Source organism: Bartonella sp. AP57NXGY, assembly GCF_042195805.1.
In the GTDB taxonomy this organism is placed as follows: domain Bacteria; phylum Pseudomonadota; class Alphaproteobacteria; order Rhizobiales; family Rhizobiaceae; genus Bartonella.
Window position 1 is genome coordinate 1 of the sequence record NZ_JBHIOZ010000211.1, and the last position, 2,013, is coordinate 2,013.

The following is a 2,013-nucleotide window of genomic DNA, read 5'->3' on the forward strand; positions in this document are numbered from 1 at the left end:
AGGGCTGGCGTGTGGAGAAAAGTTATATAAGAAAAGCCTGAGAAGTCCTCTCATGAACTGTCTCAAGAACCAAGGGCTTGTCACAAACATTGGGAGCTAGCAAAGTGCGATGGGCTTGCTCCTTCGTAAGCGTAAAGATGATGGAACTCTATGGCTTTAGCGTTATAGCATTCATGAACACCATCGCGAAATGGGCTGTGCTTCCTTAGAAAAATGGACTTTGGTACCCTTAGCCTCTTTAAAGAAAGCCTGTGAATAGCCCCCTCATCTCTTCTTCTTATAGCAGAAAAAATTTGCTGATCGTTTTGGTGAGTGCATCAAATAATACATCTCAACGCTATAGAGCTTTTTATAGTGATTATCTTTAATAGACAATTTTTAAATATCATACTTCATAGTGCTTTTAGCATAAGCTTAACCAAGCTAGGTTTTATGAAATCCACTTTTCTCAACTTTTTATGATCATGAAAAAAAGTTTTTCTGAAGCAAAACTTCAAATCATAGAGAACATCATCGATATAATTCGTTTTGTTATTTACAATAAAAACATAATGATATAGAAACTGTCTGGGTACTTGCGCCATCAGGGGAATGAAGTAAGCATCAAAGCATACCAAATACTAAAGGCATATCTATGTGTAAGAAATATATTTATAAGAAAAATTTTTTGTTATGTACAATTGCTGGAACTTTGATTTTTTCTCATTTCGGTTCAACTTATGCAAATACATCGGCTCCTGAAACTCCTGAAATTTTGGGGAAGATTGAATTAAATAAGGGAGAAGAAAAGACTTTAAATAATGTTCTTGTCCGCGATAAAGGACCTGGAATATTAGCGCATGATAAAGCAGCTATCACAATTGTAAAATCAACAATACACACGGAAATGTCTGCACTTTCTGTATCAGAAGGTGGACGCATTCATGCTAAAGAAATTAAAGCAAATACAGTGTACAAAGGTTTAGAAACAAAGAATGGTATAATCAACGTTGAAGATTCAACCATAACCGTCCAACGAGGGGGTGCCGGTGGTATCGTTTTTTATGAAACAAAAGATTCTTCACTGAAAAGTGGAGAAAAAGTTGTCAATAAGGTTGTTCTTAGCAATACAAAACTTCTTGTGAAAAACGGTACCGGTATTCTTGGTCCCTACTGCTCAAGAGCCGTTGCTGAAGTTCAACTTAAAGACTCAGAAATTCGATCTGACGTATTATTGAGAAATAAAACGAAACGTAAATATTATGACAACGATACTCTTCCTGTAACTTTAGCATTAACCGCTGATAATTCAACAATAGAGGGACGAGCAAGAACTTTAAAAGTCAATACAACGGTTTTGACTCTGAATAACAAAAGCAAATGGTACTTAAAGACCTCTCAAGAGGAAGTCGATACTGACTTTAATGTGTTTAACTATGAGCTCAGTGATATTAAACAACGAGCCCTTTCTACCGTTTCAGTACTGAATCTTAATAATAGTTCTATCATATTTAAGACACCACAAGGGCGGGAAAAAGATCATTATCATACCTTGTATGTAGGGCGAACAGCTGAGGTTCGTAGACCTGAGGGAAGTACAATCCCCGATATAGAAAGCACTTATAATACAGTTTACAATGCCACAGGCAATGCAAAAATTTATTTTAATATTGAATGGAGTGATGGTCTAGTAAAAGAACAGCAAAAAGCTGACCGCCTCCTTATTCATGGTGATGTATCAGGCAGCACAACAGTCCATATCAAAAACCTTGCGAAAGGTGAGATATTAAAAGCTGAAGATTCTGTTTCCTCGAATATGCGTGGTCTTTCAGTCATTCAAGTTTCTGGAAATGCAAATGAAGATTCCTTCAAACTTGCACACGGCTACACCACAATGGAGGGATTGCCCTATAAATATATACTCAAAGCCTATGGTCCAACATCCAGCCATGGGACAGCCGATAGCACACAAAGTCATTTTAGCGGAATATCACAAGAATCAAAAGAAAATACCCTCAAAGACTACACAATCTA

At 36.8% G+C, this 2,013-nt stretch carries 1 pseudogene; it reads left to right on the plus strand.

Annotated features, from left to right (window positions below):
- Positions 1 to 634 precede the first annotated feature (634 nt).
- Positions 635 to 2,013, plus strand: a pseudogene (locus tag ACFIL8_RS09570) (hypothetical protein); the annotation flags it as partial.